The sequence below is a fragment of the Paraburkholderia franconis genome (assembly GCF_009362735.1).
Lineage (GTDB): Bacteria > Pseudomonadota > Gammaproteobacteria > Burkholderiales > Burkholderiaceae > Paraburkholderia > Paraburkholderia franconis.
Map to the genome: position 1 here is coordinate 1 of NZ_WHNP01000231.1, position 1,080 is coordinate 1,080.

2 protein-coding genes are annotated in these 1,080 nt (G+C 57.7%); both read right to left on the reverse strand.

Annotated elements, in window-relative coordinates:
- Nucleotides 1-7: 7 nt before the first annotated feature.
- A complete protein-coding gene (locus tag GCT13_RS47850; RefSeq protein WP_152768450.1) occupies nt 8-556 on the reverse strand; it encodes an IS630 family transposase in 549 nt (182 codons plus the stop codon).
- Complete coding sequence (locus GCT13_RS47855) at nt 553-1,014, reverse strand: helix-turn-helix domain-containing protein (protein ID WP_152768451.1); 462 nt, start codon at nt 1,012-1,014, stop codon at nt 553-555. Before GCT13_RS47855 ends, GCT13_RS47850 begins: the two co-directional genes overlap by 4 nt.
- Between the last annotated feature and the right edge of the window lie 66 nt (nt 1,015-1,080).

Sequence of the window (1,080 nt, forward strand, 5' to 3'; positions counted from 1 at the left end):
TAAGTGTTCACGAGAAATTGATTTGAAATTTGGTGCCATAGCCGGATAGAAGCGCGGCGAGTTCGGCGTCGATGGTTTCCTTTGTCCAGGTGACGAAACGCCGCCAGTGGTATTTCATGTGCTTCCACACGATCTCAATCAAATTGAGTTCGGGACTGTACGGCGGTAGATAGAACAGGAGCGCCTTGTGTTCGAGAAACCAGCGGTCCAGCGTGTGCTGATCGATGCTGTGGTGAACGCTCGCGTTGTCGAGCACAATCACGGTGGGACGACCATCGCCCTGCTGGATCAGCGAGTCGAGAAATTCGATGACGTCAGAGCCTTTCACCGTGCTGGCGCTCGCGGTGTAGATGAAGCTGTTCTCGCCGAAGTTCAGTGCGGCGACCACGTTGCGCCTGCAATGGCTGTTGGGTTCGATGCTGTGGGGCAGGCCACGTGGTGACCAGCTTCGCTGAACGGGCGGCGCCGCGCGAAATCCAGCCTCGTCGAGATAGAAAAGCCGGCACTGCCCGTCACGTGCGGCGCATTGCAGCTTGCCGAGCGTATCCGCTTTCAACTGGAATTCCTCTTGGTCGCGCTTTTTTTGAGCGCATAGCGATTGCGTTTGAAGGAGAAGCCTTCGCGCTTGAGTGCCTCACCAAGCGTTTCGATCCGGCATGGCAGTGGTTCTGCGTGAATGGCCTGAACGCGTTGCGCAATCTGCGCCAGGGTCAATGGCTCGGCTCGCGCCACCTCAAGCGCCGTGGCAATCATCGCATCCGACAACGCCGGCGGACGACCACCGCAGTGACCGCCTGTCAGGCCGCACACCCCGCTGTCGCGCCACGCGTGGGACCAGTTATAAACCGATTGGCCGCTCACGCCGAGCTGCTCTGCGATGGCCTTTGGCTTGATCTTGCGCCCAAGCATCAGCAGGCCCGCCGCTCGCGTGCGTATATCCCGATGCTTGTGATTGATCGACAGCTGTTGCAATGTAATTTTCTCAGCTTCACTCAGCTCTACGACACACTTCATTCACTATCCCGGCATCACGAAGGCGCCAGGATAGCGAAATTCAAATCAGTTGCCCAGGAACACTTA